The 23,526-nt window shown below is 73.2% G+C and carries 26 protein-coding genes; 2 read left to right on the plus strand and 24 right to left on the minus strand.

The annotated features are described in order from the left end of the window. Window positions 1–18 precede the first annotated feature (18 nt). The 4 genes from ACN20G_RS09130 to tsaB are packed head-to-tail and all read right to left on the minus strand — an operon-like array spanning window position 19 to window position 2,675. Entirely contained in the window at window positions 19–303 is a 285-nt protein-coding gene (locus ACN20G_RS09130; RefSeq protein WP_424212241.1) for a hypothetical protein, read from the minus strand. Then, window positions 300–1,439 (minus strand): tRNA (adenosine(37)-N6)-threonylcarbamoyltransferase complex transferase subunit TsaD, encoded by a 1,140-nt coding sequence (gene tsaD / locus ACN20G_RS09135; RefSeq protein ID WP_424212242.1) that lies wholly within the window; start codon window positions 1,437–1,439, stop codon window positions 300–302. The genes ACN20G_RS09130 and tsaD overlap by 4 nt, the downstream gene beginning before the upstream one ends. After that, window positions 1,432–1,950 (minus strand): ribosomal protein S18-alanine N-acetyltransferase, encoded by a 519-nt coding sequence (gene rimI / locus ACN20G_RS09140; RefSeq protein WP_424215440.1) that lies wholly within the window; start codon window positions 1,948–1,950, stop codon window positions 1,432–1,434. The genes tsaD and rimI overlap by 8 nt, the downstream gene beginning before the upstream one ends. A 59-nt stretch (window positions 1,951–2,009) precedes the next feature. Further along, the gene (gene tsaB, locus ACN20G_RS09145; protein WP_424212243.1) at window positions 2,010–2,675 is read right to left on the minus strand and encodes a tRNA (adenosine(37)-N6)-threonylcarbamoyltransferase complex dimerization subunit type 1 TsaB; all 666 of its coding nucleotides are present in this window, start codon (window positions 2,673–2,675) and stop codon (window positions 2,010–2,012) included. Between the two features lie 124 nt (window positions 2,676–2,799). Here tsaB and ACN20G_RS09150 point away from each other — a divergent pair, with 124 nt between their 5' ends. Beyond that, complete coding sequence (locus ACN20G_RS09150) at window positions 2,800–3,354, plus strand: hypothetical protein (RefSeq protein ID WP_424212244.1); 555 nt, start codon at window positions 2,800–2,802, stop codon at window positions 3,352–3,354. A gap of 21 nt (window positions 3,355–3,375) precedes the next feature. On the opposite strand, the gene ACN20G_RS09155 is transcribed toward ACN20G_RS09150, so the two are convergent. The 8 genes from ACN20G_RS09155 to ACN20G_RS09190 form a co-directional block, all read right to left on the minus strand. Then, the gene (locus tag ACN20G_RS09155; protein ID WP_424212245.1) at window positions 3,376–3,579 is read right to left on the minus strand and encodes a hypothetical protein; all 204 of its coding nucleotides are present in this window, start codon (window positions 3,577–3,579) and stop codon (window positions 3,376–3,378) included. Window positions 3,580–3,852: 273 nt separating this feature from the next. Next, complete coding sequence (tsaE, locus tag ACN20G_RS09160) at window positions 3,853–4,479, minus strand: tRNA (adenosine(37)-N6)-threonylcarbamoyltransferase complex ATPase subunit type 1 TsaE (protein WP_424212246.1); 627 nt, start codon at window positions 4,477–4,479, stop codon at window positions 3,853–3,855. Between the two features lie 11 nt (window positions 4,480–4,490). Continuing rightward, a complete protein-coding gene (locus tag ACN20G_RS09165; protein ID WP_424212247.1) occupies window positions 4,491–5,621 on the minus strand; it encodes an alpha/beta fold hydrolase in 1,131 nt (376 codons plus the stop codon). A 53-nt stretch (window positions 5,622–5,674) separates the two neighbouring features. Continuing rightward, window positions 5,675–6,823 (minus strand): alanine racemase, encoded by a 1,149-nt coding sequence (gene alr, locus ACN20G_RS09170; RefSeq protein WP_424212248.1) that lies wholly within the window; start codon window positions 6,821–6,823, stop codon window positions 5,675–5,677. 131 nt (window positions 6,824–6,954) lie between these two features. Further along, on the minus strand, window positions 6,955–8,430 hold the full coding sequence (locus ACN20G_RS09175) for a bifunctional ADP-dependent NAD(P)H-hydrate dehydratase/NAD(P)H-hydrate epimerase (RefSeq protein WP_424212249.1): 1,476 nt from the start codon (window positions 8,428–8,430) through the stop codon (window positions 6,955–6,957). Window positions 8,431–8,434: 4 nt separating this feature from the next. Continuing rightward, the gene (locus tag ACN20G_RS09180) at window positions 8,435–8,803 is read right to left on the minus strand and encodes a holo-ACP synthase (RefSeq protein WP_424212250.1); all 369 of its coding nucleotides are present in this window, start codon (window positions 8,801–8,803) and stop codon (window positions 8,435–8,437) included. Between the two features lie 126 nt (window positions 8,804–8,929). After that, entirely contained in the window at window positions 8,930–10,777 is a 1,848-nt protein-coding gene (gene glmS, locus ACN20G_RS09185) for a glutamine--fructose-6-phosphate transaminase (isomerizing) (protein WP_424212251.1), read from the minus strand. Between the two features lie 250 nt (window positions 10,778–11,027). Continuing rightward, window positions 11,028–11,750: a hypothetical protein gene (locus ACN20G_RS09190; RefSeq protein ID WP_424212252.1), complete on the minus strand. Its 723-nt coding sequence runs from the start codon at window positions 11,748–11,750 to the stop codon at window positions 11,028–11,030. Between the two features lie 433 nt (window positions 11,751–12,183). Between ACN20G_RS09190 and coaA the strand changes: the two genes are divergently transcribed. Then, complete coding sequence (gene coaA, locus ACN20G_RS09195) at window positions 12,184–13,209, plus strand: type I pantothenate kinase (RefSeq protein WP_424212253.1); 1,026 nt, start codon at window positions 12,184–12,186, stop codon at window positions 13,207–13,209. 85 nt (window positions 13,210–13,294) lie between these two features. Here the strand turns inward: coaA and glmM are convergent, their stop codons facing one another. The 12 genes from glmM to infA form a co-directional block, all read right to left on the minus strand. After that, the gene (gene glmM, locus ACN20G_RS09200; protein ID WP_424212254.1) at window positions 13,295–14,653 is read right to left on the minus strand and encodes a phosphoglucosamine mutase; all 1,359 of its coding nucleotides are present in this window, start codon (window positions 14,651–14,653) and stop codon (window positions 13,295–13,297) included. 229 nt (window positions 14,654–14,882) lie between these two features. Beyond that, window positions 14,883–15,398 carry a 30S ribosomal protein S9 gene (rpsI, locus tag ACN20G_RS09205; RefSeq protein WP_424212255.1) on the minus strand — a complete coding sequence of 172 codons (516 nt, stop codon included), beginning with the start codon at window positions 15,396–15,398 and terminating at the stop codon, window positions 14,883–14,885. Between the two features lie 42 nt (window positions 15,399–15,440). Further along, window positions 15,441–15,884, minus strand: coding sequence for a 50S ribosomal protein L13 (gene rplM, locus ACN20G_RS09210; RefSeq protein WP_424212256.1), 444 nt, complete (start codon window positions 15,882–15,884; stop codon window positions 15,441–15,443). A 234-nt stretch (window positions 15,885–16,118) separates the two neighbouring features. Next, window positions 16,119–17,417 (minus strand): glycosyltransferase family 87 protein, encoded by a 1,299-nt coding sequence (locus ACN20G_RS09215; RefSeq protein WP_424212257.1) that lies wholly within the window; start codon window positions 17,415–17,417, stop codon window positions 16,119–16,121. A 45-nt stretch (window positions 17,418–17,462) separates the two neighbouring features. Further along, window positions 17,463–19,085, minus strand: a complete 1,623-nt coding sequence (locus tag ACN20G_RS09220; protein ID WP_424212258.1) for an ATP-binding cassette domain-containing protein — start codon at window positions 19,083–19,085, stop codon at window positions 17,463–17,465. A gap of 55 nt (window positions 19,086–19,140) precedes the next feature. Further along, window positions 19,141–20,004, minus strand: coding sequence for a tRNA pseudouridine(38-40) synthase TruA (gene truA, locus ACN20G_RS09225; protein ID WP_424212259.1), 864 nt, complete (start codon window positions 20,002–20,004; stop codon window positions 19,141–19,143). A gap of 126 nt (window positions 20,005–20,130) precedes the next feature. Next, window positions 20,131–20,610 carry a 50S ribosomal protein L17 gene (gene rplQ, locus ACN20G_RS09230; RefSeq protein WP_424212260.1) on the minus strand — a complete coding sequence of 160 codons (480 nt, stop codon included), beginning with the start codon at window positions 20,608–20,610 and terminating at the stop codon, window positions 20,131–20,133. A 141-nt stretch (window positions 20,611–20,751) separates the two neighbouring features. Further along, entirely contained in the window at window positions 20,752–21,774 is a 1,023-nt protein-coding gene (locus tag ACN20G_RS09235) for a DNA-directed RNA polymerase subunit alpha (protein WP_424212261.1), read from the minus strand. Between the two features lie 160 nt (window positions 21,775–21,934). Next, entirely contained in the window at window positions 21,935–22,339 is a 405-nt protein-coding gene (gene rpsK, locus ACN20G_RS09240) for a 30S ribosomal protein S11 (RefSeq protein WP_003956432.1), read from the minus strand. A gap of 68 nt (window positions 22,340–22,407) precedes the next feature. Further along, window positions 22,408–22,788 carry a 30S ribosomal protein S13 gene (gene rpsM, locus ACN20G_RS09245; RefSeq protein ID WP_146481856.1) on the minus strand — a complete coding sequence of 127 codons (381 nt, stop codon included), beginning with the start codon at window positions 22,786–22,788 and terminating at the stop codon, window positions 22,408–22,410. Between the two features lie 189 nt (window positions 22,789–22,977). After that, on the minus strand, window positions 22,978–23,091 hold the full coding sequence (gene rpmJ, locus ACN20G_RS09250) for a 50S ribosomal protein L36 (protein WP_003956441.1): 114 nt from the start codon (window positions 23,089–23,091) through the stop codon (window positions 22,978–22,980). A 68-nt stretch (window positions 23,092–23,159) separates the two neighbouring features. Continuing rightward, window positions 23,160–23,381, minus strand: a complete 222-nt coding sequence (infA, locus tag ACN20G_RS09255; protein ID WP_003956442.1) for a translation initiation factor IF-1 — start codon at window positions 23,379–23,381, stop codon at window positions 23,160–23,162. Window positions 23,382–23,526: the final 145 nt, after the last annotated feature.

The following is a 23,526-nucleotide window of genomic DNA, read 5'->3' on the forward strand; positions in this document are numbered from 1 at the left end:
CCCGCGCCCGCCCCCCCGTCAACCCCCGCTGCCCGCGCCCTCGAAGACCTCCGTGGACTCGAACCGCCAACGGTGCACCGGCCGCGTGATCAGGTCCGCCGCCGGCTCCGGCAACTCCGGCAACTCCGCGCCCAGACCGGCCGCCCGCCACCAGGTCACCACCAACACCCGGTCCCCGACCGCCCGCAGCACCTCCCGGCGCAGCGGGTCGGCCGCGAGCACCCGCGAACGGGCCCACTCCAACAGCTCCGGACCCCGCCCGGCCACGGCCCGGGCCTCCCACATCAACGCGACGGTGATCACGAGTACAGGTTGTCCTTGCTCAGCTCGTGCACGTGATCGTGGTCGTGCGCGTGGCCGTGACCGTGACCGTGCGCGTGCGCGTGCCCGTGGTCCTCGCCCGGCACGTGCGGCTCGGTCACCGGCAGCGAGGAGTCCGCCGACAGCCCCAGGTCCGAGGCCGGACGGTTGCGGCGGACCATCTCCGCGCCCAGCGCCGCGACCATCGCCCCGTTGTCCGTGCACAGCTTCGGCCTCGGCACCCGCAGCACGATCCCGGCCGCCTCGCACCGCTCCCGCGCCAGCGACCGCAGCCGTGAGTTCGCCGCGACCCCGCCGCCGATCATCAGGTGGTCCACGCCCTCGTCCTTGCACGCGCGGATCGCCTTGCGGGTCAGCACGTCCACCACGGCCTCCTGGAACGAGGCCGCCACGTCCCGCACCGGCACCTCCTCGCCCGCGTTCCGCTTCGCCTCGATCCAGCGGGCCACCGCCGTCTTCAGGCCCGAGAACGAGAAGTCGTACGCCGCGTCGCGCGGCCCGGTCAGCCCGCGCGGGAAGCGGATCGCCTCCGGGTCGCCCTCCTTCGCGAGCCGGTCGATCACCGGACCACCCGGGAACCCGAGCTGCAACACCCGCGCGATCTTGTCGAACGCCTCGCCGGCCGCGTCGTCGATGGTCGCGCCCAAGGGCCGCACGTCCGAGGTGATGTCCGGCGCCAGCAGCAGGGAGGAGTGCCCGCCCGAGACCAGCAGCGCCATCGTCGGCTCCGGCAGCGGCCCGTGCTCCAGCTGGTCCACGCAGATGTGCGAGGCCAGGTGGTTCACGCCGTACAGCGGCTTGCCCAGCGCGTACGCGTACGCCTTCGCCGCCGACACGCCCACCAGCAGCGCGCCCGCCAGCCCCGGCCCCGCCGTGACCGCGATCCCGTCCAGGTCCCGGGCGCTGACCCCGGCCTCCTTCAGGGCCCGCTCGATGGTGGGGACCATCGCCTCCAGGTGGGCCCGCGAGGCCACCTCCGGCACCACCCCGCCGAACCGGGCGTGCTCGTCCACGCTGGACGCGACCGCGTCCGCGAGGAGGGTCGTCCCGCGCACGACACCGACACCGGTCTCGTCGCAGGAGGTCTCGATGCCGAGGACGAGGGGTTCGTCAGCCATGGGTGGTACCGCCTTGTGCGCGCGCGCCGGCCACCGGCGCGGAATCCGAATCGGACGGGGGCGCGGCCGGATCGGCCAACCGCATCACCAACGCGTCCACATTGCCCGGCTGGTAGTAACCCCGCCGGAAACCGACCGGTTCGAAACCGAACCGCTCGTAGAGCCGCTGGGCCCGGGCGTTGTCCACCCGCACCTCCAACAGCACCTCCGCGCACTCGAACGCGGTCGCGGCCCGGATCAGCTCCGTCAGCAGCCGCGCGCCGAGCCCGGTGCCCTGCGCGTCGGCGGCCACCGCGATGGTCTGCACGTCGGCGGTGTCCGCCGCGCTCGCCAGGCCCGCGTACCCGAGCAGCCGCCCGGTCCCCGGGTCCTCGGCCACCACGTACCGGTGGGTGGCGTCCGCGCCGCGCGCCCGGGTGAGCTCCGACCAGAACATCCCGGCCGACCAGGCGTCCTCCGGGAACAGCTCGTGCTCCAGGGCCAGCACCGGCGGGATGTCCCACCAGCGCATCTCGCGCAGCACGGCGGGCGCGGGCCCGGCCGCCGCCGGGGTGTGCGTCTCGGGCCCGGTCACTGGGGGGTGACCACCTTGTAGTTCTTCGGGACCTGCGCGTCGGGCCGGCGCAGGTACAGCGGCACGGGCTCCAGGAAGGGCTCCCCGGCCGCCAACCGCTCCGCGGCCAGGGACGCGAGCGCCGCCGCCGACTGGTGCTCCGGCACGTGCGGCGCGTCCCCGAAGACCTCCGGGTACAGCACGGCGCCCGCGCCGACGGCCGGCAGCCCGGCCACCCGCTCGGCGATCTCCGCCGGCCGGTCCACCGCCGGGTCCCCGACCCGGGTGCGCGGGTCCTCGTAGCGGGCCCAGTACACCTCCTTGCGGCGGGCGTCCGTGGCCACCACGAAGGGGCCGGTCAGACCGGCCTCGCCGGCCGCCCACGCCAGGCCGTCCAGGGTGCACACGCCGTGCACCGGCACGCCCAGGGCCGCGCCGAAGGTCGTCGCCGTCACCAGACCCACCCGCAGGCCCGTGTAGGGGCCCGGTCCGACGCCCACCACGATCCCGGTGACCGCGTCGAGCTTGACGCCCGCCTCGTGCAGGACCCGGTCGACGGCGGGCAGCAGCAGCTCCCCGTGCCGGCGGGCGTCGACCTGGTCGGAGCGGGCGATGACGGAGGAGCCGTCGTGCAGGGCGACGGTCACGGCGGGGGTGGCGGTATCCACGGCGAGCAAGAGCACGCGAACAGCCTACGACTCCGCACGCCCCCGGGTGCCCCGCGTCGGCGCCACCCGGGCCGGACCCGCCCCGACTGCTACCTTTCGAGACGAACTCGTGGGACGACAAGGGTGGAGTGGAGCCGACGTGGCACGCAGCAGCTCGGGAATCGTGGTCGGACTGACGGCCGGCGCGCTGGCCGTCGTGGGCTTCCTGGCCTTCCAGGCATCCGCCACCGCCCCCGCGCACCCGCCGACCCCGAGCGCGGCCGGGTCCAAGACCCCCCAGGCCCCCGCCCCCTCCGCGCCCGCCGCCAAGCCCGACGCCGTGCCCGCCGACTCCGGCACCGGGCAGCGCGTGGTGTGGTCGCTGGCCGCCAAGCGGGTCTGGCTGGTGCCCGCCCAGGGCAAGGCCCGCACGTTCACGGTGATGCCCTCCTCGGTGGTGCCCCAGCCGGGCACCTACGCCGTCAACAACCGCACCGGCGCCCCCACCACCGGCTCGGACGGGGTGCGGATCGAGCACATCGTGCGGTTCACGGCCGTCGAAGGGGTCACGGTCGGCTTCAGCGCCCGGACGGACGGCGCGATGCCGGAGCCGGACATGACCAAGAAGACCGGCGGGGTGCGCATGACCCGCGCCGACGGCGACGCCATGTGGAACTTCGCGACGGTCGGCGTGAAGGTCGTCGTCGTCCCCTGACGCGAGCGGCCCGACCGGCCGCTATCCGCCCGACCGCTCCCCCGGGTCCGCCGAGGTCCCGGGGCGCTCCGGCGCGTCCGGGGCGGGCGCGGGCGCCTGCCGGGCCTCGTCCTCGGGCGGGGTGGAGACCGCGGTGGCGGCGGCGCAGGAGGCGAGCAGGGCGTGCATGGACACGGGCCGGCGCGGCCCGGTGAGCCTTCCCCCGGCGGTTGACGACGTCGACACGTTTGCCTCCCGAACCCGAACCGACCCAGCAGAACTTAGGCAGACCTAACCTTTCCCCTTCCATGGGACCACGCCGGGCACCCCGCGCGCAACAACTTCCCGACACCGTGTCGGCACGTGGACGCCGCCCCACTCCCCCCTCACCCACGCCCCACGCCGATCCCCACCACCGCCCCGCCCCCGCCCGGGCACGCGAAAAGGGGCCGACGGACGTCCGTCGACCCCTCGCGAGCACCCGCGCCCGACCCACCGGGCCCGGCGCGGCCCCCGGGCTCAGCCCGCCGCCAGCGCCTCCAGCCCCGCCCGCGCCTGCGCGCGCGACCAGCGCCCGCCCAGACCGCGCACGGTGATCCGCCGCACGTCGTCCAGGACCTCCTCCGCGCCCACCGCCCGCTCGATCAGCACGTGCAGCCGGTCCTCCGACAGCTCCTCCACCTTGCCGTCGCCCCACTCCACCACGATCACCGAATCGGGCAGCGACACGTCGAGGTCCAGGTCCTCCATCTCGTCGAGCCCGCCCGCCAGCCGGTACGCGTCCACGTGCACCAGCGCCGGCCCGCCCACCAGCGACGGGTGCACCCGGGCGATCACGAACGTCGGCGAGGTCACCGCACCGCGCACCCCCAGCCCCTCGCCCAGGCCCCGGGTCAGCGTGGTCTTGCCCGCGCCCAGCTCGCCCGTCAGCAGCACCAGGTCCCCCGGGCCGAGCAGCGCGGCCAGCTCCCGCCCGAACGCCGTCATCCGCTCCGGGGAGTCCACGGTCACGCGCGCCACCACCCCGTCCCCGTCCGTGGCCTCCGGGCGCGGGATCGAGGGCACGTCGAGATCGGCGGCGGGAACGGCGGGAACGGGGGCGGGGGCCCGGTCGGAGCGGGCGGCTGCGGTCTGCGGTGCTTCCATACCGACCAACGTTAGCGCCCGTCGCCGGCCGCCCCGGCCCGCTCCCCGACCCGCCGCAGCAACTCCTCCAACAGCCCCGAGACCCGCTCCGGGTGCTCCAACATCAACAGGTGCCCGGCGTTCTCCAACACCACCAGCTCCGCCCCCGGCAGCAGCTCCTTGATCGCCTCGCTGTGCTCCGGCGGGGTGATCATGTCCCGGTCGGCGGCCACCACCGTCACCGGCAGCCCCTCGAACAGGGCCAGCGCCTCGCCCTTCTCGTGCGCGCCGAACGCCGGGTAGAACTCCGCCACCACGTCGATCGGCGTGCCCTCGATCAACCGCTCCGCGAACCGCGCCACCGCCGGGTCCACCTCCCGCGACCCGAAGGAGTACCGCTTGATCATCCCCGCGAACAGGTCCGCCGTGGCCCGCCGACCCCGCTCCACCAGCTCCGCCTGCGAACCCAGCGCCCGCAACACCCCCGGCAGCACCCGCCGCACCGCCGCGACCCCCGCCACCGGCAGCCCGTAGGTCACGTCCGCGAGACCCCCGCTGGAGGTCCCGATCAACGCCACCCCCACCACCCGCTCGCGCACGAACCCCGGGTCCGCGTCCGCCGCCGCCATGATCGTCATGCCGCCCATCGAATGCCCGACCAGGACCACGTCCCCCTCGGGCACCGCCGCGTCCAGCACCGCCCGCAGGTCCGCGCCCAACAGGTCGATGGTGACCGGCTCGCCCGACTCCTGCCCGACCCCGCGCGCCGAGCGGCCGTGACTGCGCTGGTCCCAGAAGACCGCCCGCACCCCCAGCTCCCGCAGCGCCGCCCGCTGGAAGTGCCACGAGTCCTGGGAGAGGCAGTAGCCGTGGCAGAACACCACCGTCAGCTCCGGCAGCCCCGCCGCGACCCGCGCCGCCGCGTCCTCGGCGGAGGGCTCGTCCACCTCGTACACCAGCTCCGTGCCGTCCTCGGCCGCGACCCGGCCCACCGTGCCGCGCAACGAGCCGTAGGGCCCCGCCGCGTCCAGCGCCAACCGCGCCTCACGCCGCACCCCGCGCCCGACCGTCAACCGCTCCACGGCCACACCGGCCGCCGCGCCCGCCGCCAACACGCCCAGTGCCGCGCCGGCCCAGCCCGCCTTGCGCCAGTTCTCGCCCACGCCGCCGTCCTCGCTCACCGAGAGGGCCCGGGGGACGATGACCCCCGAGCCGCTCAGACGTTCCGGTACACCCGGGGCACGCGCGCCCCGATCCGGGTGACGATCTCATACCCGATCGTGTCGCAGGCATCGGCCCAGTCCTGCGCCGTCGGCTCGCCCGACCCGCCCGGACCGAACAACACCGCCTCGTCCCCCGGCCGCACCTGCGGCCCGGACCCCGCCGGCCCGAGGTCCACCACGAACTGGTCCATCGCCACCCGACCCGCCGCCCGGTGCCACGCGCCGCCCACCAGCACCGGACCGCGCCCGGAAGCGTGCCGGGGCACCCCGTCCGCGTACCCGGCCGGGATCAGCGCCAGCCGGGTGCGCTCCGAGGTCGTGTAGTGGTGCCCGTAGCTGACGCCCTGCCCGGCCGGCACCTCCTTCACCAGCGCCACCGAGGCCCGCAGCGTCATCGCCGGCCGCAGCCCCAAGCGCTCCGGGGTGCCGACCTCCGGGGCCGGCGAGACCCCGTAGACCGCCAGGCCCGGCCGGATCAGGTCGAAATGCGACTCGGGCAGGGTCAGCACGGCCGGGGAGTTCGCGATGTGCCGCACCTCCGGCGTCAACCCCTCCTTCTCGGCGTGCGCGAGCATCTCGCGGAAGGCCGTCAGCTGGAGCGCGATGGAGGGGTGTCCGGGCTCGTCGGCGCACGCGAAGTGCGACCACACGCCCGTCACCGTCAGCAGCCCCTCGGTCTGCGCCGCCAGCGCCGCCGCGACCAGCTCCTCCCAGTCGGCCGGACCGCAACCGGCCCGGCCCAGACCCGTGTCGGCCTTCAGCTGCACCCGCGCCGGCCGTCCCGCCGCCCGCGCCGCCGCGCGCACCTCGTCCAAGGCCCACCGGGCGCTCACGGACACGTCGATCCCGGCCTCGATCGCCTCCCGCCACGGCCCGCCCGGGGTCCACAGCCAGCACAGCACCGGCGCGGTGATCCCCGCCGCCCGCAGGGCCAGGGCCTCCTGCGGGGTGGCCGTGGCCAGCCAGGTCGCCCCGGCCTCCAACGCGGCCCGGCCGCAGGGCACGGCCCCGTGCCCATAGCCGTCGGCCTTCACCACGGCCATCAGGGCGGAGCGGGGCGCCAGCGCGCGCAGGGCGCGGACATTGGCCCGAACGGCGTCAAGGTCGATCTCGGCGTGCACGCGCGGCGGTGTCTCGTTCATCGGCCCCATCCTCTCAGAACGCGACCCGCCCCCGATCCGGCCCCGATCCGGCCCCGATCCGGCCCGCCGCGGCCCGTTTCACGTGAAACACCGCGCACCGGACGGCGCCCGGACACCGCGCCGGGCCCCGCTCAGCGCTCCGCCGTCACGTCCTGCCACGCCCCGCGCAGCGCCCCCGCCACCTCGTGCGCGAGCAACGGGGAGGGGCCCAGCCGGCGCGCCGCCAGCCCGTGCAGGAACGCGCCGCACCCGGCCGCCCGCACCGGCTCCAGCCCACCCGCGAGCAGCGCCCCGGTCAGCCCCGCGAGCACGTCCCCGCTGCCCGCCGTGGCCAGCCACGGGGTCCCGGTCGGATTCACCCACACCGGACCCGCCGCCGCCCCCTCGGGCCCCGCGGCCGGCGCCACCAGCGTGGTCGAGCCCTTGAGCAGGGCCGTCACCCCGAACCGCGCGGCCAACTCCCGCACCGCCGCCACCCGCCCGGCCTCCACCTCCGCGCGCGGCCGGCCGAGCAGCGCGGCGGCCTCCCCCGCGTGCGGGGTGATCAGGGTGGGCGCGGACCGCCCCGCGAACTGCGCCCCGCGCAGCCCGTCGGCGTCCACCAGCACCGGCACCTCCGAGGCCAGCACCGAGCCGACCTCCTCCTCCCGGCCCTCCCCGATCCCCGGGCCCACCACCCACGCCTGCACCCGGCCCGGCCCGATCAACGCCTCCGGGTACGCGGCCAGCACCTCCGCCGCGCACGGCCCCACGTACCGCACCGCGCCCGCGCCCCCGCGCAGGGCGCCGGCCACCGCGAGCACGGCGGCCCCGGGATAGCGCCGGGAACCGGCGAGCACCCCCACCACCCCCCGCCGGTACTTGTCGCTCTCCCCCGTCGGCACCGGCAGGGCCCCGGCCACGTCGGCGTACTGCGGGGCCACCAGCGCCGGGTCCCCCGCCGCCGCCAGCAGCGGCCCGATGCCGATGTCCACCAGCCGCAGGGCCCCGGCCCGGCCCGCGCCCGGGTCCACGAGCAGACCGGGCTTGTACGCGCCGAAGGCCACGGTGGCGTCGGCGGTCACCGCCTCGCCCGCGACCTCGCCGGTGTCCGCGTCCACGCCGCTGGGCAGGTCCACGGCCACCACCAGGGCCCCGGCCGCGCGGGCCTCGGCGGCCTGGGCGGCGAGCGCGGCCGCCGCCGGCCGCAGCCCGCCCCGCCCCCCGATGCCGAGCAGCCCGTCCAGCACGAGGTCCACCCCGCGCCGCGGCCCGCGCCCGGGACCGTCCGGGCCCGTGCCCGGGACCGCCTCGGCGAGACGACCGCCGGCCGCCCGCAGGGCCGCCAGGCCCCCCGGGTGGGCCCGCTCGGGATCCAGCAGCACGGCGGTCACGGCGGCCCCGCGCCGGGCCAGCCGGGCCCCGGCGTACAGGGCGTCCCCGCCGTTGTCCCCGGGGCCCGCCAACAACGCCACCCGGGCCCCGGCCGCCCGGCCGCCGGGCAGCAGCCGGACACAGGCGGCGGCCAGGCCGGCGGCGGCGCGCGCCATCAGCGCGCCCTCGGGCAGTTCGGCCATCAGGGCCCGTTCGGCGGTTCGCACCGCTTCGACACTCCACGCAGTCCGCATGGACTCAGCTTTCCGCGATGACCACCGCGGATGCCACTCCGGCGTCGTGACTGAGGGAGACGTGCCACGAACGGACCCCGAGGGCCTCGGCCCGCGCGGCCACCGTGCCGGTGACCCGCAGCCGGGGCCGCCCGCTCTCCTCCACGTGCACCTCGGCGTCCGTCCACAGCATCCCGCCGGGCGCGCCCAGGGCCTTGGCCAGGGCCTCCTTGGCGGCGAAGCGGGCGGCCAGGGAGGCGATCCCGCGCCGCGCGCCGCTGGGCAGCAGCAGTTCCGCCGGGGTGAACAGGCGCTCCGCCATCGCGGGGGTGCGTTGCATCGTCTTCTCGAACCGGTCGATCTCGGCCACGTCGATTCCCACGCCGACGATCACGCGGCGCCTCCTTCGCTGTCGTCCGTCACGCCCCGGCCCGGGCGGCCCGGGGCGCGCGAAGGGCGGGGCACGTCCCGCGCGCCCCGCCCCGTCGTGCCGCCGACCCGGCCGGTCACCCGGTCCCGGTCACTCCACGGTGACGGACTTGGCCAGGTTGCGCGGCTGGTCGACCTCGTTGCCGCGGGCGGTGGCCAGTTCGCAGGCGAAGACCTGGAGGGGCACGGTGGCCACCAGCGGCTGGAGCAGGGTCGGGGTGGCGGGGATCCGGATCAGGTGGTCCGCGTAGGGCACCACCGTCTCGTCGCCCTCCTCCGCGATCACGATCGTACGGGCTCCGCGGGCCCGGATCTCCTGGATGTTGGAGACGATCTTGTCGTGGAGGACGGAGCGGCCGCGCGGCGAGGGCACCACGACCACCACCGGCAGGTCCTCCTCGATGAGCGCGATCGGCCCGTGCTTGAGCTCGCCGGCGGCGAAGCCCTCGGCGTGCATGTAGGCCAGTTCCTTGAGCTTGAGGGCCCCTTCGAGGGCCACCGGGTAGCCCACGTGCCGGCCGAGGAAGAGCACGGTGTTCTTCCCGGCGAGGGAGCGGGCGAGTTCACGGACCGGCTCCATCGTGTCCAGCACCCGGGCCACGGCCTCCTCGGCGTCGGAGAGTTCGCGGATCACCGTGTGGATCTCGTCGCCCCACTTCGTGCCGCGGACCTGCCCGAGGTAGAGGGCCACGAGGTAGCAGGCCACGAGCTGGGTGAGGAATGCCTTGGTGGAGGCGACGGCGACCTCGGGGCCGGCGTGCGTGTAGAGCACGGCGTCGGACTCGCGCGGGATGGTGGAACCGTTGGTGTTGCAGATCGCGAGGACCTTCGCGCCCTGCTCCCGGGCGTGCCGGATCGCCATCAGGGTGTCCATGGTCTCGCCGGACTGCGAGATGGCGATGACGAGGGTGCGGGGGCCGAGGATGGGGTCCCGGTAGCGGAACTCGCTGGCCTGCTCGGTCTCGCAGGGGATCCGGGTCCAGTGCTCGATGGCGAGCTTGGCGATCATCCCGGCGTGGTGGGCGGTGCCGCAGGCCACGATGACCACCTTGTCGACCTCGCGCAGCACCGAGTCGGGGATGCGCAGTTCGTCGAGGGTGAGCCGGCCCTGGGCGTCGATCCGGCCGAGGAGGGTGTCGGCGACGGCCTTGGGCTGTTCGGCGATCTCCTTGAGCATGAAGTGGTCGTAGCCGCCCTTCTCGGCGGCGGAGGCGTCCCAGTCCACGACGTAGGCGCGGACGGTGGCGGGGGCGCCGTCGAAGTCGGTGACGGTGACGGACTCGCGGCGCAGTTCGACGACCTGGTCCTGGCCGAGTTCGATGGCGGAGCGGGTGTGGGCGATGAACGCGGCCACGTCGGAGGCGAGGAAGTTCTCGCCCTCGCCGATGCCGACCACGAGCGGGGAGTTGCGGCGGGCGCCGACCACCACGTCGGGTTCGTCGGCGTGCACGGCCACCAGGGTGAACGCGCCGTCGAGCCGGCGACAGACCTGCCGCATGGCCTCGGCCAGGTCCCCGCAGGAGGAGAAGGTCTCGGCGAGCAGGTGGGAGACCACCTCGGTGTCGGTCTCGGAGGTCAACCGGTGCCCGCGCTCGGCGAGTTCGGCGCGCAGCGCGGCGAAGTTCTCGATGATGCCGTTGTGCACGACGGCGACCCGGCCCGCGTTGTCGAGGTGGGGGTGGGCGTTGGCGTCGGTGGGACCGCCGTGGGTGGCCCAACGGGTGTGGCCGATGCCGGTGGAGCCCGCCGGGAGCGGCCGGCCGACCAGTTCCTTCTCCAGGTTGACGAGCTTGCCGGCCTTGCGCGCGGCGGCGAGACCGCCGTCGGCGAGGACCGCGATGCCCGCGGAGTCGTACCCGCGGTACTCGAGGCGCTTGAGCCCGGCGATGACCACATCGAGCGCGGACTGCGCTCCTACGTATCCGACGATTCCACACATAGGCGGCAGGGTACGCCCGGCGGGCCCTCCCGTCCGGTACCTCGGCGGGGAGGATGACGCGCATCCGCGCGGAAAGAACCCGCTCCCGGGGGAAGCCCGGGACGGGAGTTGACGCGTGGGACCCGGGTGACGGACGGGGCGCGACGTGGCCGGGCGGGCGGGAACGCAGTCGGCCCCGGTCCGCGAGGGGACCGGGGCCGACGCGCGACGCCCGCGCGGCGCGGCGGGACGGGCGGGGGCCCGTCCCGGCTCAGCCGAGCTTCTTGACCTGCGCCTCGATGACTTCCTTCGGCTGCTGGGTCTGGCCGGTCAGGGCCACCGAGGAGAAGGTGACGAGGGTGTGGCCCTTGCGGACCACGACCACGTTGTTGACGAGCTTCATGCCCTCGGCGTCGATGGTGATGTTCGTGCCGGCGGCCTCGTCGCCGGCGGTCACCGCGTCGGGGGCCACGGAGCTGACCTTCGCCGGGGTGCCGTCCTGGGTGGCGGTGTACCCACCGGCGCAGGCGCCGGCGGCGGTCTTGAAGGCGGTGAACGCCTCCTCGGCGCCCTTGCCGTCGTAGGAGGCCACGGTCACGGCGGTGCCGGTGGACTTCGAGGAGATCGAACCGATCTTGACCTTGCCCGTGCCGGTCGGGGTGCCGAACGCGGTGAACGTCTGCGCCTGCACCAGCGGCTTGCACTCGGCCTTGTCGGAGGCGGCCGTCGGGTCGCCCTTGGCCTCGTCCGCCGAGGGCTCCTTCACCAGGTGCTTGGGCAGCTCGGCCTGGGTCACCAGCAGCGCCTTGACCTCGGCGTCGGTCTTGCCCTTCGCGGCCGGGGCCTCGGGCGCGGAGGAGGTGGCGCCGCCGCCCTTGCCGGCGTCGGCGGGCTTGTCGGCGGCCTTGTCCTCGGAGCCGCACGCGGTCACCAGCAGGGCCAGGGACACGGCGGCGGCGGACAGGGCGGTGGAGCGGAGCAGGTTCTTGCGCACGGAAAGAGTTCCCCCATGAGTGACGTACTGCGGAACGGTCGCCGCCGGTGGCGGACCGGATGCCGGGCGTCCGCGACACGCACCACCGAACGGCGGGAACGGCGGTGGGGCCCACGCGCGACCGTGCGAAGACGGCCCCGCACCCCGGCGGACGCGCACCCGAGGTCAACGCCCGGTGCGACTCACGCAATGTAGAGGCAAAATGGATCATCCCGCTTCCGCATTTCGCCCGTTTCCCCACACCCCCCGTCGATCGTGACGCTCCCGAGACCGGCCGTCCGTCCAATCGAGACCAATCGCCGACGCGCTCACACCGACATCACGGCTCCCCCACTCCGTCACCACATTCCGTGCCTCCGCACGCCCCCGCACGTGACCGAACCCACCACGCGCGCTCGACCCGCATCCGGTCGGGAGCCACGACAATGGGACCGTGATCACTTCGCCGCCACGAAGCGCACCCGACAACGCGGGCCCCGCGAACCACGCCGCCCCCCGGCACCGCGGCGACGCCTCCCCCTACGTCGACCTCGGTCGCGAGGAGTGGAGCGCCCTGCGCGAGCGCACCCCGCTCCCGCTGACCGCCGACGAGGTCGAGCGGCTGCGCGGGCTGGGCGACGTCATCGACCTCGACGAGGTCCGCGACGTGTACCTGCCGCTGTCCCGCCTGCTGAACCTGTACGTCGGCGCCACCAGCAACCTGCGCGGCGCCCTCAACACCTTCCTCGGCGACGCCGGCGGCGGGCACGGCGCCCAGACCGGCACCCCCTTCGTGATAGGCGTCGCCGGCTCGGTCGCGGTCGGCAAGTCCACCGTCGCCCGCCTCCTCCAGGCCCTGCTGGCCCGCTGGCCCGAGCACCCGAGGGTCGAGCTCGTCACCACCGACGGCTTCCTCTACCCGATGAAGGAGCTGGAGCGGCGCGGCCTGATGTCGCGCAAGGGCTTCCCCGAGTCCTACGACCGGCGCGCCCTGACCCGCTTCGTCGCCGACATCAAGGCCGGCAAGGACGAGGTCACCGCCCCCGTCTACTCGCATCTGATCTACGACATCGTCCCCGGCGAGCGGCTCGTGGTGCGCCGCCCCGACATCCTCATCGTCGAGGGCCTCAACGTGCTCCAGCCGGCCCTGCCCGGCAAGGACGGCCGCACCCGCGTGGGCCTCGCCGACTTCTTCGACTTCAGCGTGTACGTGGACGCCCGGCCCGAGGACATCGAGCGCTGGTACCTCAACCGGTTCCGCAAGCTGCGCGAGACCGCGTTCCAGAACCCGTTCTCCTACTTCCGCAAGTACACCCAGGTCTCCGAGGAGGAGGCCATGGAGTACGCGCGCACCATGTGGCGCACGATCAACCGCCCCAACCTGCTGGAGAACGTGGCCCCCACCCGCGGCCGCGCCACCCTCATCATCCGCAAGGACCACGACCACAAGGTCCGCAAACTGAGCCTCCGCAAACTCTGACCCCACCCCGCGAGAACGGGCCGACACGCCGACGGGGCGCGCTCCGGGTTCGGAGGGCGCCCCGTCGGGGGTGGTGCGGGGGTGTCTAGCCGAGGGCGGCCTTGACCACGTCGGCCAGGCGGCCGGCGACGGCGCGGGCCTGCTCGATGTCGGCGGCCTCGACCATCACGCGGACCAGCGGCTCGGTGCCCGAGGGGCGCAGCAGGACGCGGCCGGTGGTGCCCAGGGTGCGCTCGGCCTCGGTGACGGCCGCGGCGACCTCCGCCGAGGTGCCCACGCGGGAGCGGTCCACGTCGGGCACGTTGATCAGGACCTGCGGCAGCCGCTTCATGACCCCGGCCAGCTCGGCCAGCGACTTCCGGGTCTCCGCGATCCGCGCGGCCAGCATCAGGCCGGTGAGGGTGCCGTCGCCGGTGGTGGCGTGGTCGAGGATGATCACGTGGCCGGACTGTTCGCCGCCCAGCGCGTAGCCGTGCTCCTTCATCGACTCCAGCACGTAGCGGTCGCCGACCGCCGTCTGCACCAGGGCGATGCCCTCGGACTCCATGGCGAGCTTGAACCCGAGGTTCGACATCACGGTGCCGACCACGGTGTCCCCGCGCAGCTGCCCGCGCTCGCGCATGGACAGGGCCAGCACGGCGAGGATCTGGTCCCCGTCGATCTCGCGGCCGTCCGCGTCCACCGCCAGGCAGCGGTCCGCGTCCCCGTCGTGGGCGATGCCGAGGTCGGCGCGGTGCTCGACCACGGCCTTCTTCAGCAGGTCCAGGTGGGTGGAGCCGCAGCCGTCGTTGATGTTGAGCCCGTTGGGCTCCGCGCCGATCGTGATCACCTCGGCGCCGGCCCGCGCGAACGCCTCCGGGGAGACCCGCGCGGCCGCGCCGTGCGCCTCGTCCAGGACGATCCGCAGCCCGTCGAGCCGGTTGGGGAGCACGGCGATCAGGTGCGCGACGTAGCGGTCGAAGCCCTCGTCGTAGTCGCTGACCCGGCCCACGCCGGCGCCGGTCGGACGGTCCCAGGGGGCGCCGGTGCGGTGCTGCTCGTAGACGGTCTCGATGCCGTCCTCCAGCTCGTCGGCCAGCTTGTGCCCGCCGCGCGCGAAGAACTTGATCCCGTTGTCGGGCATCGCGTTGTGGCTCGCGGAGAGCATCACGCCGAGGTCGGCACCCAGCGCGCCGGTGAGATACGCCACCGCCGGGGTGGGCAGCACACCGACGCGCAGGACGTCCACGCCCGCGCTCGCGAGGCCGGCGACGACCGCGGCCTCCAGGAACTCGCCCGAGGCCCGCGGATCGCGGCCCACCACCGCCGTGGGACGGTGACCCTCGAAGGTCCCCGCCTCCGCCAGCACGTGTGCGGCCGCCACGGACAGACCGAGCGCCAGCTCGGCCGTGAGATCCGCGTTGGCGACACCGCGTACGCCGTCCGTGCCGAAGAGTCGTCCCACTGTGTCCTCCGAGTTCCGTGACTGATCCGTGCCCGGTGCCGAGAAGCGGCCGGCCCCCCGTGTTCGGGACCGACCGTTCGCGCACCGTTCGCGCACTGCTCGTGCACCGCTCGCGCGCCGCTTTATGAGCTGCTTGTGACAGGTATACGCCGCTTTCGGCGACAAACGAACCGCCCCGGCAGCACAGGTGTGCCGCCGGGGCGGAATCGTGCAGAACTGCAGGCGGTGTTTAGCGCTTGCTGTACTGCGGAGCCTTGCGGGCCTTCTTGAGACCGGCCTTCTTCCGCTCGACCGCGCGGTCGTCACGGGAGAGGAAGCCGGCCTTCTTCAGCGCCGGGCGGTTGTTGTCCACGTCCGCCTCGTTCAGCGCACGGGCCACACCGAGGCGCAGGGCGCCGGCCTGGCCGGACACGCCGCCACCCGCGATGCGGGCGACGACGTCGTAGCGGTTGTCGAGCTCGAGCACCTTGAAGGGCTCGTTGACTTCCTGCTGGTGCACCTTGTTGGGGAAGTAGTCCTCAAGGGTGCGACCGTTGATCTTCCACTTGCCGGTGCCCGGGATGATGCGGACGCGGGCGATGGCGTTCTTGCGACGGCCCAGGCCGGCGGCCGGCTGCGGGTCGCCGAAGCGGCCGGCGAGCGACTCGGAGGTGTAGTCACCCTCCGGCGCCTCCGACTCGAAGGTGGTGACGGCGTCGTAGGTCTCGTCGCCCTCAATGGGGGTTTCGACGGTGGTCTCGGCCACGATTCTCCTCAGATTTCTCTACGTCTTAGGGGGTGGCCGGAACTACTGCGCGACCTGGGTGATCTCGAACGGCACCGGCTGCTGCGCAGCGTGGGGGTGCTGGTCGCCCGAGTAGACCTTCAGCTTCGAGAGCATCTGACGGCCCAGGGAGTTCTTCGGAACCATGCCCTTGATGGCCTTCTCGACGGCCTTCTCGGGGTTGTTCGCGAGCAGGTCGTCGTAGCGCACCGAGCGGAGACCGCCCGGGTAGCCGGAGTGGCGGTAGGCCAGCTTCTGCGACGCCTTGTTGCCGGACAGGTGCACCTTGTCGGCGTTGATGATGATGACGAAGTCACCCATGTCCATGTGCGGGGCGTAAGTGGGCTTGTGCTTGCCCCGCAGGAGGTTGGCGGCCTGGGTCGCCAGACGGCCGAGGACGACGTCTCGGGCGTCGATGACGTGCCACTGGCGCGAAATGTCGCCGGGCTTGGGGCTGAACGTACGCACGCGTATGCCTTCGCTTCTTCAGTGGTGGGCGTCCACCCGGCCGAAACCGAGCGAACAGGTCCTGACATGGGTCACCACGGACGATCACGACAGCCCTGGTGCACTCCGGGGACGCAACCCGTGTGCACCGCTGGTCATCGGCCCGGTGGACCGGCGTAAGGGCCCTTTCACGTGAGAATGAGCAAGCCAATACGCATAACGAACCAGCAGGATAGCCGCGATGCCCCGGACGGGTCAAAACGCCGGACGCGCACCCGCTCTCGCGGGCCGCTCTCCGGGGTGACTCCGGGCCGAGGGCACGACCGCTCCCGCGGTGCGTTCGTCGTCCAGGTTAACCCGAGCCGGCCGCAGACACCCGCGCACCACCGTCCCGGCGATCACCACCAGCGTGAAGCAGTCCCGAAACGCCCGCCGCTTCCCGCTCAGACCCGGCCACGGCACCCCGCCCACCTGCGGCACCAGCGCCACCCACAACCACACCGACCGCGCCACCGCCCCCACCCGCGCCGTCGACACCAACAGCAACGGCAACACCACCAGCAGGTAGTGATCGAACGAGGGTCGCGACACCAGGAACGCCGCCAACATCACCGCGCACGAGGTCTCCGCCAACCGCAGCGGCCCCTCGTCCCCCCGACGCCACCGCGCCCACACCGCCCACAGCCCCGCCGCCGCCCCCGCGAACGACACCCCCACCGCCACCCACGCCGGCACCCCCAACCGCGGCAGCACCGCGATCGGCGACGCGTCCCACGGCAACGCGAACGCGTCCTGCCCCCCGAGCAGGAACGGCAGGGTCTTGGTGAAGAACAACGACGGCGAGGGCATCGCCAACGCCCCCGCCAACGACAACCCGAGCGGCACCAGCACCAACCCGGCCAGCCCCCGCCACGCCCGCGCCAACAGGAACACCGCCGCCATCGGCACCAGCATCGGCTTCGCCGCCACCGCCAGCCCCAGCAGCATCCCCGCCCGGCCCCAGCGCCCCCCGGCCGCCCAGCACAGCGCCACCGGCAGCGCCGCCGCCGACAACACCGTCCAGTTCCCGATCAGCACCAGGTTCACGTACGGCTTGAAACCGATGGCCAGCACCCCGAACCCGACCACCGCGAACCGCGACCGCGCCGGCACCGACAGCAACCGCAGCGAGGCCCACCACCCCACCGCGACCAGCCCCGACACCAGGGCCGGCAACAACACCCGCAGCACCGGCGTCGGCACCAGGGCCTCCGGCACCGCCAACAGCACCGCGCTCGGCAGGTACAGGAACCGCTTGTCCTCGTACGGCGACTCCCCCGCCAACAACGCGTCCGCCGCCTTCACCGCGAACGCGTTGTCCGAGCCCCAGTTCTCCCGCAGGCTCGTCGCCACCGAGATCCCCACCACGACCGCGAACATCGCCGCCCACCAGGGCCGCGACGCCGGCTGCGCCGCCCAGGCCAGCACCCGGTGCCCGAACCCGTCCACCCGGTCCCGCACCCGCCGCACCCGCCCGGACAGCCCTCTCGCCGCCGCCGCAGCCCTGCCGCTCACCCGCGCCCCCATCCACTTCCCTCACAGCACCTCACGGCGCGGAGCTCAGCGGGCGCGCTCCACCCGCCGCTCGTCCCAGACCGGCTCGGCGGTCTCGCGCACGACCCCATCCGACCCGAAGACGAGGTAACGGTCAAAGCTCCGCGCGAACCACCGGTCGTGGGTCACGCACAGCACCGTCCCGTCGTACCGCTCCAGACCGTCCTGAAGGGCCTGCGCCGACTCCAGGTCCAGGTTGTCCGTCGGCTCGTCCAACAACAGCGCCGTGGACCCCGACAGCTCCAGCAACAGGATCTGGAACCGCGCCTGTTGACCGCCCGACAGCCGGTCGAACGCCTGGTCCCCCTGCCGCTCCAGCTCGTAGCGCCGCAGCACGCTCATAGCCGCGCCCCGGTCCTTCGCGTGCTCCGTCCACAGCACGTCCACGAGGGTCCGACCGAACAGTTCCGGCCGCGCGTGCGTCTGCGCGAAATGCCCCGCCACCACCCGCGCGCCCAGCCGCCACTCCCCGGTGTGCGTCACGCCCTCCCCCGCCAGCAGCCGCAGGAAGTGCGATTTGCCCGATCCGTTCGAGCCCAGCACCGCCACCCGCTCCCCGTAGAAGACCTCCAGGTCGAAGGGCTTCATCAGGCCAGTCAGCTCCAGCCCCGCCACCGTCACGGCCCGCACCCCGGTGCGCCCGCCGCCCAACCGCATCGTGATGTCCTGCTCGCGCGGCGGCTCCGGCGGCGGCCCGGCCTCCTCGAACTTCTTGAGCCGGGTCTGCGCCGCCGCGTACCGCGAGGCCATGTCGTGGCTGACGGCCGCCGCCTGACGCAGGTTCAACACGAGCTTGCGCAACTGCGCGTGCTTCTCGTCCCACCGCTTGCGCAGCTCCTCGAAACGCGCGAACCGGTCCCGCCGCGCCTGGTGGAAGGTGTCGAACCCGCCGCCGTGCACCCACGCCTCGGAACCCTCGCCGCCGCCCGCCTCCAGGCTGACGATCTTCTGCGCGGCCCGCGACAGCAGCTCCCGGTCGTGGCTGACGAAGAGCACCGTCTTGCGGGTGGTCTTCAGCTGCTCCTCCAGCCAGCGCTTGCCCGGCACGTCGAGGTAGTTGTCCGGCTCGTCGAGGATCAGCACCTCGTCCGTGCCCCGCAGCAGCGCCTCCAGCACCAGCCGCTTCTGCTCACCGCCCGAGAGCGTGCGCACCTCACGGAACTGCGCCTTCTCGTACGGAACCCCCAGCGCGGCCGTCGTGCACACGTCCCACAGGGTCTCGGCCTCGTACCCGCGCACGTCGGCCCAGTCGCTGAGCGCCTGCGCGTAGGTCATCTGCGCGGCCTCGTCGTCCACCGTCACGATCAGGTGCTCGGCCCGGTCCACGGCCCGCGCCGCCTCCCGCAGCGCCGGCTGCGCCACCGACACCAGCAGGTCCCGGACCGTGGTCTCGTCCCGCACCGAGCCGACGAACTGCGACATCACGCCGAGCCCCCCGGTCACGGTGACCCCGCCGCCGTGCGGCGCCAGCTCGCCCGACAGCAGCTTCAACAACGTGGTCTTGCCGGCGCCGTTCGCGCCGACCAAGGCCACCACGGAGCCCTCGCCGACCCGGAACGAGACGTCGTCGAGCAACACCCGCCCGTCGGGAAGGTGGTACTCCAGGTGGCTCGCCTCAAGATGTCCCATGCCGGGCATTCTCCCGGCCGACCGCCCCCGGCCCCAAACCGATATTCCGCCGGGCTCAGCAGCAGCCCGGGGACTCCTCGCGGCCCGGCAGGGTCCGCAGGTTCCGCGCCTCCCGGCTGCGCGCCGCCAGCAGCTCGTCGGCCGGGTAGCCGACCTCCTCCAGCGTCAGCCCGTGCGGCTTCACCACGTGCACGGAGGAATCCCGCACCCCGGCCGCCAGCACCTTGCCGGGCCACTCCACCGGCCGGTGCCCGTCGCCCACGTGCAACAGCGCGCCCACCAGCGAGCGCACCATGTTGTGGCAGAACGCGTCCGCGCGGACCGTCGCCGTGACGAGCCCGTCCGCGCCCCGCTCCCACTCCAGCCTCTGGAGGGTGCGGATGGTGGTCGCGCCCTCCCGCTTCTTGCAGTACGCGGCGAAGTCGTGCTCGCCCAGCAGCGCCCTCGACGCCTCGTTCATCGCGGCCACGTCCAGCGGCCAGTCGTGCCACAGCACGTGCCCGCGCAGCAGCGGGTCCACCCCGCCCTTGTGGTCCCCGACCCGGTACGCGTAGCGCCGCCAGATCGCCGAGAACCGCGCGTCGAAGCCCGCGGGGGCCTCGGCCACCCGCCACACCCGCACGTCGTGCGGGAGCCGCCCCGCCAGCCGCCGCAGCAGCTTGTCGTGGTGCTCCTCCCACACCTCGCGCGCCAGGTCCACGTGCGCCACCTGCCCGCGCGCGTGCACCCCCGCGTCGGTCCGGCCCGCCACCGTCAGCTCCACCGCCTCCGGCAGCCGCATCACGGTCGACAGCGCCGACTCCAGCTCGCCCTGCACTGTCCGCCGGGAGGGCTGCTTGGCCCAGCCCGAGAAATCGCCACCGGCGTACGACAGATCCAACCGCACCCGAACCAGCCCGGGCTCCACCTCGTCACTCACCCGAGCATCCTCTCACCCGCGCGCCGCCCGCCCCGCCCGCGCGCCTCCGGGCACGCGAACGGGCCCGCCCCCCGAAGGGAACGGGCCCGGTCGTGCGAATCAGCCCGCGGGCGATCCAAGGGGGCCTCAGGCCTCCTTGGTCTCCTCGGCCGGCGCCTCGGTCTCGGCGGCCTCGGCCTTGGCCTCGGCCTCCTTGACGGAACGCTTGGTGGCGGCCTCGGCCTCGGCGATCGTGGCGGCCTTGGCGATCTCGCCCTCGACCAGCTCGATCACGGCCATCGGCGCGTTGTCGCCGCGGCGACCGCCGATCTTGGTGATGCGGGTGTAACCACCGGGACGCTCCGCGTAGCGGGGGGCGATCTCGGTGAAGAGGGTGTGGACGATGCTCTTGTCCGTGATGGTCTGGAGCACCAGGCGACGGTTGTGGATGTCGCCCTTCTTCGCCTTGGTGATGAGGCGCTCGGCGACGGGACGCAGGCGACGGGCCTTGGCCTCGGTCGTGGTGATGCGGCCGTGCTCGAAGAGCGACTTCGCGAGGTTCGCGAGCAGAAGCTTCTCGTGCGCGGCGGAGCCGCCGAGGCGGGCGCCCTTGGTGGGACGCGGCATGGTGTTTCTCCTCTGTGCTGCACCGGCCGTGCGAGGTACCGGTGTCAGTTCCCCCCGGCTTTTGCCGGGAGGGTGCGCGACGCGCGCCGAAGCGCGCGCCACGAGTCATCGTACGGACGGACCCCGAAGGGCCCGGCCCGACTAGTACTGCTCGGTCTCCACGAAGCCGGCGTCCACGTCGTCGTCGGCGCCGAAGGCGTCGGCGGCGGCGGTCGGGTCGAATCCGGGCGGGCTGTCCTTGAGCGCCAGGCCCATGCCGGCCAGCTTCGCCTTGACCTCGTCGATCGACTTCGCACCGAAGTTGCGGATGTCGAGCAGGTCGGCCTCGGAGCGGGCCACGAGCTCGCCCACCGAGTGGATGCCCTCGCGCTTGAGGCAGTTGTAGGAGCGAACGGTCAGCTCCAGCTCCTCGATCGGCAGCGCGAGATCGGCGGCCAGGGCGGCGTCCGTGGGGGACGGGCCCATGTCGATGCCCTCGGCGTCGATGTTCAGCTCGCGGGCCAGGCCGAAGAGCTCGACCAGGGTCTTGCCGGCGGACGCCATGGCGTCGCGCGGGCGCATGGCCTGCTTGGTCTCGACGTCGACGATCAGCTTGTCGAAGTCGGTGCGCTGCTCGACACGGGTCGCCTCGACCTTGTAGGTGACCTTGAGCACGGGGCTGTAGATGGAGTCGATCGGGATGCGACCGATCTCCTGGCCCAGCTGCTTGTTCTGGACGGAGGAGACGTAGCCGCGACCGCGCTCGACGGTCAGCTCCATCTCCAGCTTGCCCTTGCCGTTGAGGGTGGCGAGGACCATGTCGGGGTTGTGCACCTCGACACCGGCCGGGGGCGCGATGTCGGCGGCGGTGACCAGACCCGGGCCCTGCTTGCGCAGGTACATCACGACCGGCTCGTCGTGCTCCGAGGAGACGACCAGCTGCTTGATGTTGAGGATCATGTCGGTCACGTCCTCCTTGACCCCCGGCACGGTGGTGAACTCGTGCAGGACGCCGTCGACGCGGATGCTGGTGACAGCGGCACCCGGGATCGAGGACAGGAGGGTGCGGCGGAGGGAGTTGCCGAGGGTGTAGCCGAAGCCCGGCTCCAGCGGCTCGATCACGAACCGCGAGCGGTACTCGTCGACGACCTCTTCGGTCAGCGAGGGACGCTGAGCGATCAGCATGTCGTTGATTCCTTCATTCGTGGACGCCCGCTATTTGACGCCCGACGGTCCGCTGCCGGTGGGCAGCGGTAAGACAAGGGTACGGGCGACGCGCTCCCGAAGGGGAGCACGCCGCCCGGAACCACGTGACGCGGGGCACGCGCGAGGCGTACCGCCCGGGTCAGACGCGGCGGCGCTTCGGCGGACGGCAGCCGTTGTGCGGGGTGGGGGTGACGTCCTGGATCGAACCCACCTCGAGGCCGGTGGCCTGGAGGGAGCGGATCGCGGTCTCACGGCCGGAGCCGGGACCCTTGACGAAGACGTCGACCTTGCGCATGCCGTGCTCCTGCGCGCGGCGGGCGGCCGACTCGGCGGCCATCTGCGCGGCGAAGGGGGTGGACTTGCGCGAGCCCTTGAAGCCGACGTGGCCGGCGGAGGCCCAGGAGATCACGTTGCCCGAGGGGTCGGTGATCGAGACGATCGTGTTGTTGAACGTGCTCTTGATGTGGGCGTGCCCGTGAGCGACGTTCTTCTTTTCCTTGCGGCGCACCTTCTTGGCAGCGCCCTGACGACCCTTGGGGGGCATCTCTTACTCCTACAGGGAGGTGGTCGGTCCTACAGCGCAAGACCGCTGGAAAGCGTGTCCGCTGAGGACTACTTCTTGCCCGGCTTCTTCTTGCCGGCGATGGCGCGACGCGGGCCCTTGCGGGTACGGGCGTTCGTGCTGGTGCGCTGACCGTGCACGGGCAGGCCACGACGGTGGCGCAGACCCTGGTAGCAGCCGATCTCGACCTTGCGGCGGATGTCGGCCTGGATCTCGCGGCGGAGGTCACCCTCGGTGCGGAGGTTGGCGTCCACGTACTCGCGGATCTTGACCAGGTCCTCTTCGGCCAGGTCGCGAACGCGGGTGTTCGGGTTCACGCCGGTGGAGGCGAGGATCTCCTTGGACCGGGTGCGCCCGATACCGAAGACGTAGGTGAGTGCGATCTCCACACGCTTTTCGCGCGGGATGTCGACACCGGAAACGCGTGCCATTCAATGGCTCCTGTGTGTTCGGGGGTCTTCAGCAAGGCCGCTCCCGGCTCGCCGTGTGAGGTACGAGTCGAGTCCCCGGCCCCCGCCGGAGGTGCCGCCGGTTCCGTCACGGAACTGGGCGGGCCCTGCGTGTGTACGTACTGCTTGCGTCGCGCGAAGAACTGCGAAATGCAGGTCGGTCGGCGTGCGTCAGCCCTGGCGCTGCTTGTGGCGCAGGTTGTCGCAGATGACCATGACCCGGCCGTGACGGCGGATCACCTTGCACTTGTCGCAGATCTTCTTGACGCTCGGCTTGACCTTCATGTGGTGAGGTTCTCCGGGTCAGTGCCGGCAGCCCCCGCGCGGAATGCGCGAGGGCCGGCGGGCAAGATCTACTTGTATCGGTAGACGATCCGGCCACGCGTCAGGTCGTACGGGGAAAGCTCCACGACGACCCGGTCATCCGGGAGGATGCGGATGTAGTGCATCCGCATCTTGCCGCTGATGTGCGCGAGGACCTTGTGACCGTTCTGCAGTTCCACCTTGAACATCGCGTTCGGGAGGGACTCGATCACGGTGCCCTCGATCTCGATGGCACCTTGCTTCTTGGCCACGCTTCGCCCTTCGGGATCGACTACCTTGATCGGCTCCCACCGCCCCGTCCGAAGTCCGGACAGGAAGATGCAGTGAGCCGACGAGTCAGTCTACGTCAGGGCCCCCGGAAAGACGAATCCGGAAAGTTTGCCCATGAGTGTAGAT

Origin of the sequence: Streptomyces dryopteridis (genome assembly GCF_049606955.1) — a bacterium.
Classification (GTDB): domain Bacteria; phylum Actinomycetota; class Actinomycetes; order Streptomycetales; family Streptomycetaceae; genus Streptomyces.

What these genes read in the sequence shown, in the direction of transcription:
- tsaD (WP_424212242.1), bottom strand. Translation starts at nt 1,439, where the DNA reads ATGGCTGACGAACCCCTCGTCCTCGGCATCGAGACCTCCTGCGACGAG.
- rimI (WP_424215440.1), bottom strand. Translation starts at nt 1,950, where the DNA reads ATGCGCTGGTGGGACATCCCGCCGGTGCTGGCCCTGGAGCACGAGCTG.
- tsaE (WP_424212246.1), bottom strand. Translation starts at nt 4,479, where the DNA reads ATGGAAGCACCGCAGACCGCAGCCGCCCGCTCCGACCGGGCCCCCGCC.
- alr (WP_424212248.1), bottom strand. Translation starts at nt 6,823, where the DNA reads ATGAACGAGACACCGCCGCGCGTGCACGCCGAGATCGACCTTGACGCC.
- ACN20G_RS09175 (WP_424212249.1), bottom strand. Translation starts at nt 8,430, where the DNA reads ATGCGGACTGCGTGGAGTGTCGAAGCGGTGCGAACCGCCGAACGGGCC.
- glmS (WP_424212251.1), bottom strand. Translation starts at nt 10,777, where the DNA reads ATGTGTGGAATCGTCGGATACGTAGGAGCGCAGTCCGCGCTCGATGTG.
- ACN20G_RS09220 (WP_424212258.1), bottom strand. Translation starts at nt 19,085, where the DNA reads ATGGGACATCTTGAGGCGAGCCACCTGGAGTACCACCTTCCCGACGGG.
- rplQ (WP_424212260.1), bottom strand. Translation starts at nt 20,610, where the DNA reads ATGCCGCGTCCCACCAAGGGCGCCCGCCTCGGCGGCTCCGCCGCGCAC.
- ACN20G_RS09235 (WP_424212261.1), bottom strand. Translation starts at nt 21,774, where the DNA reads ATGCTGATCGCTCAGCGTCCCTCGCTGACCGAAGAGGTCGTCGACGAG.
- rpsK (WP_003956432.1), bottom strand. Translation starts at nt 22,339, where the DNA reads ATGCCCCCCAAGGGTCGTCAGGGCGCTGCCAAGAAGGTGCGCCGCAAG.
- rpsM (WP_146481856.1), bottom strand. Translation starts at nt 22,788, where the DNA reads ATGGCACGCGTTTCCGGTGTCGACATCCCGCGCGAAAAGCGTGTGGAG.
- rpmJ (WP_003956441.1), bottom strand. Translation starts at nt 23,091, where the DNA reads ATGAAGGTCAAGCCGAGCGTCAAGAAGATCTGCGACAAGTGCAAGGTG.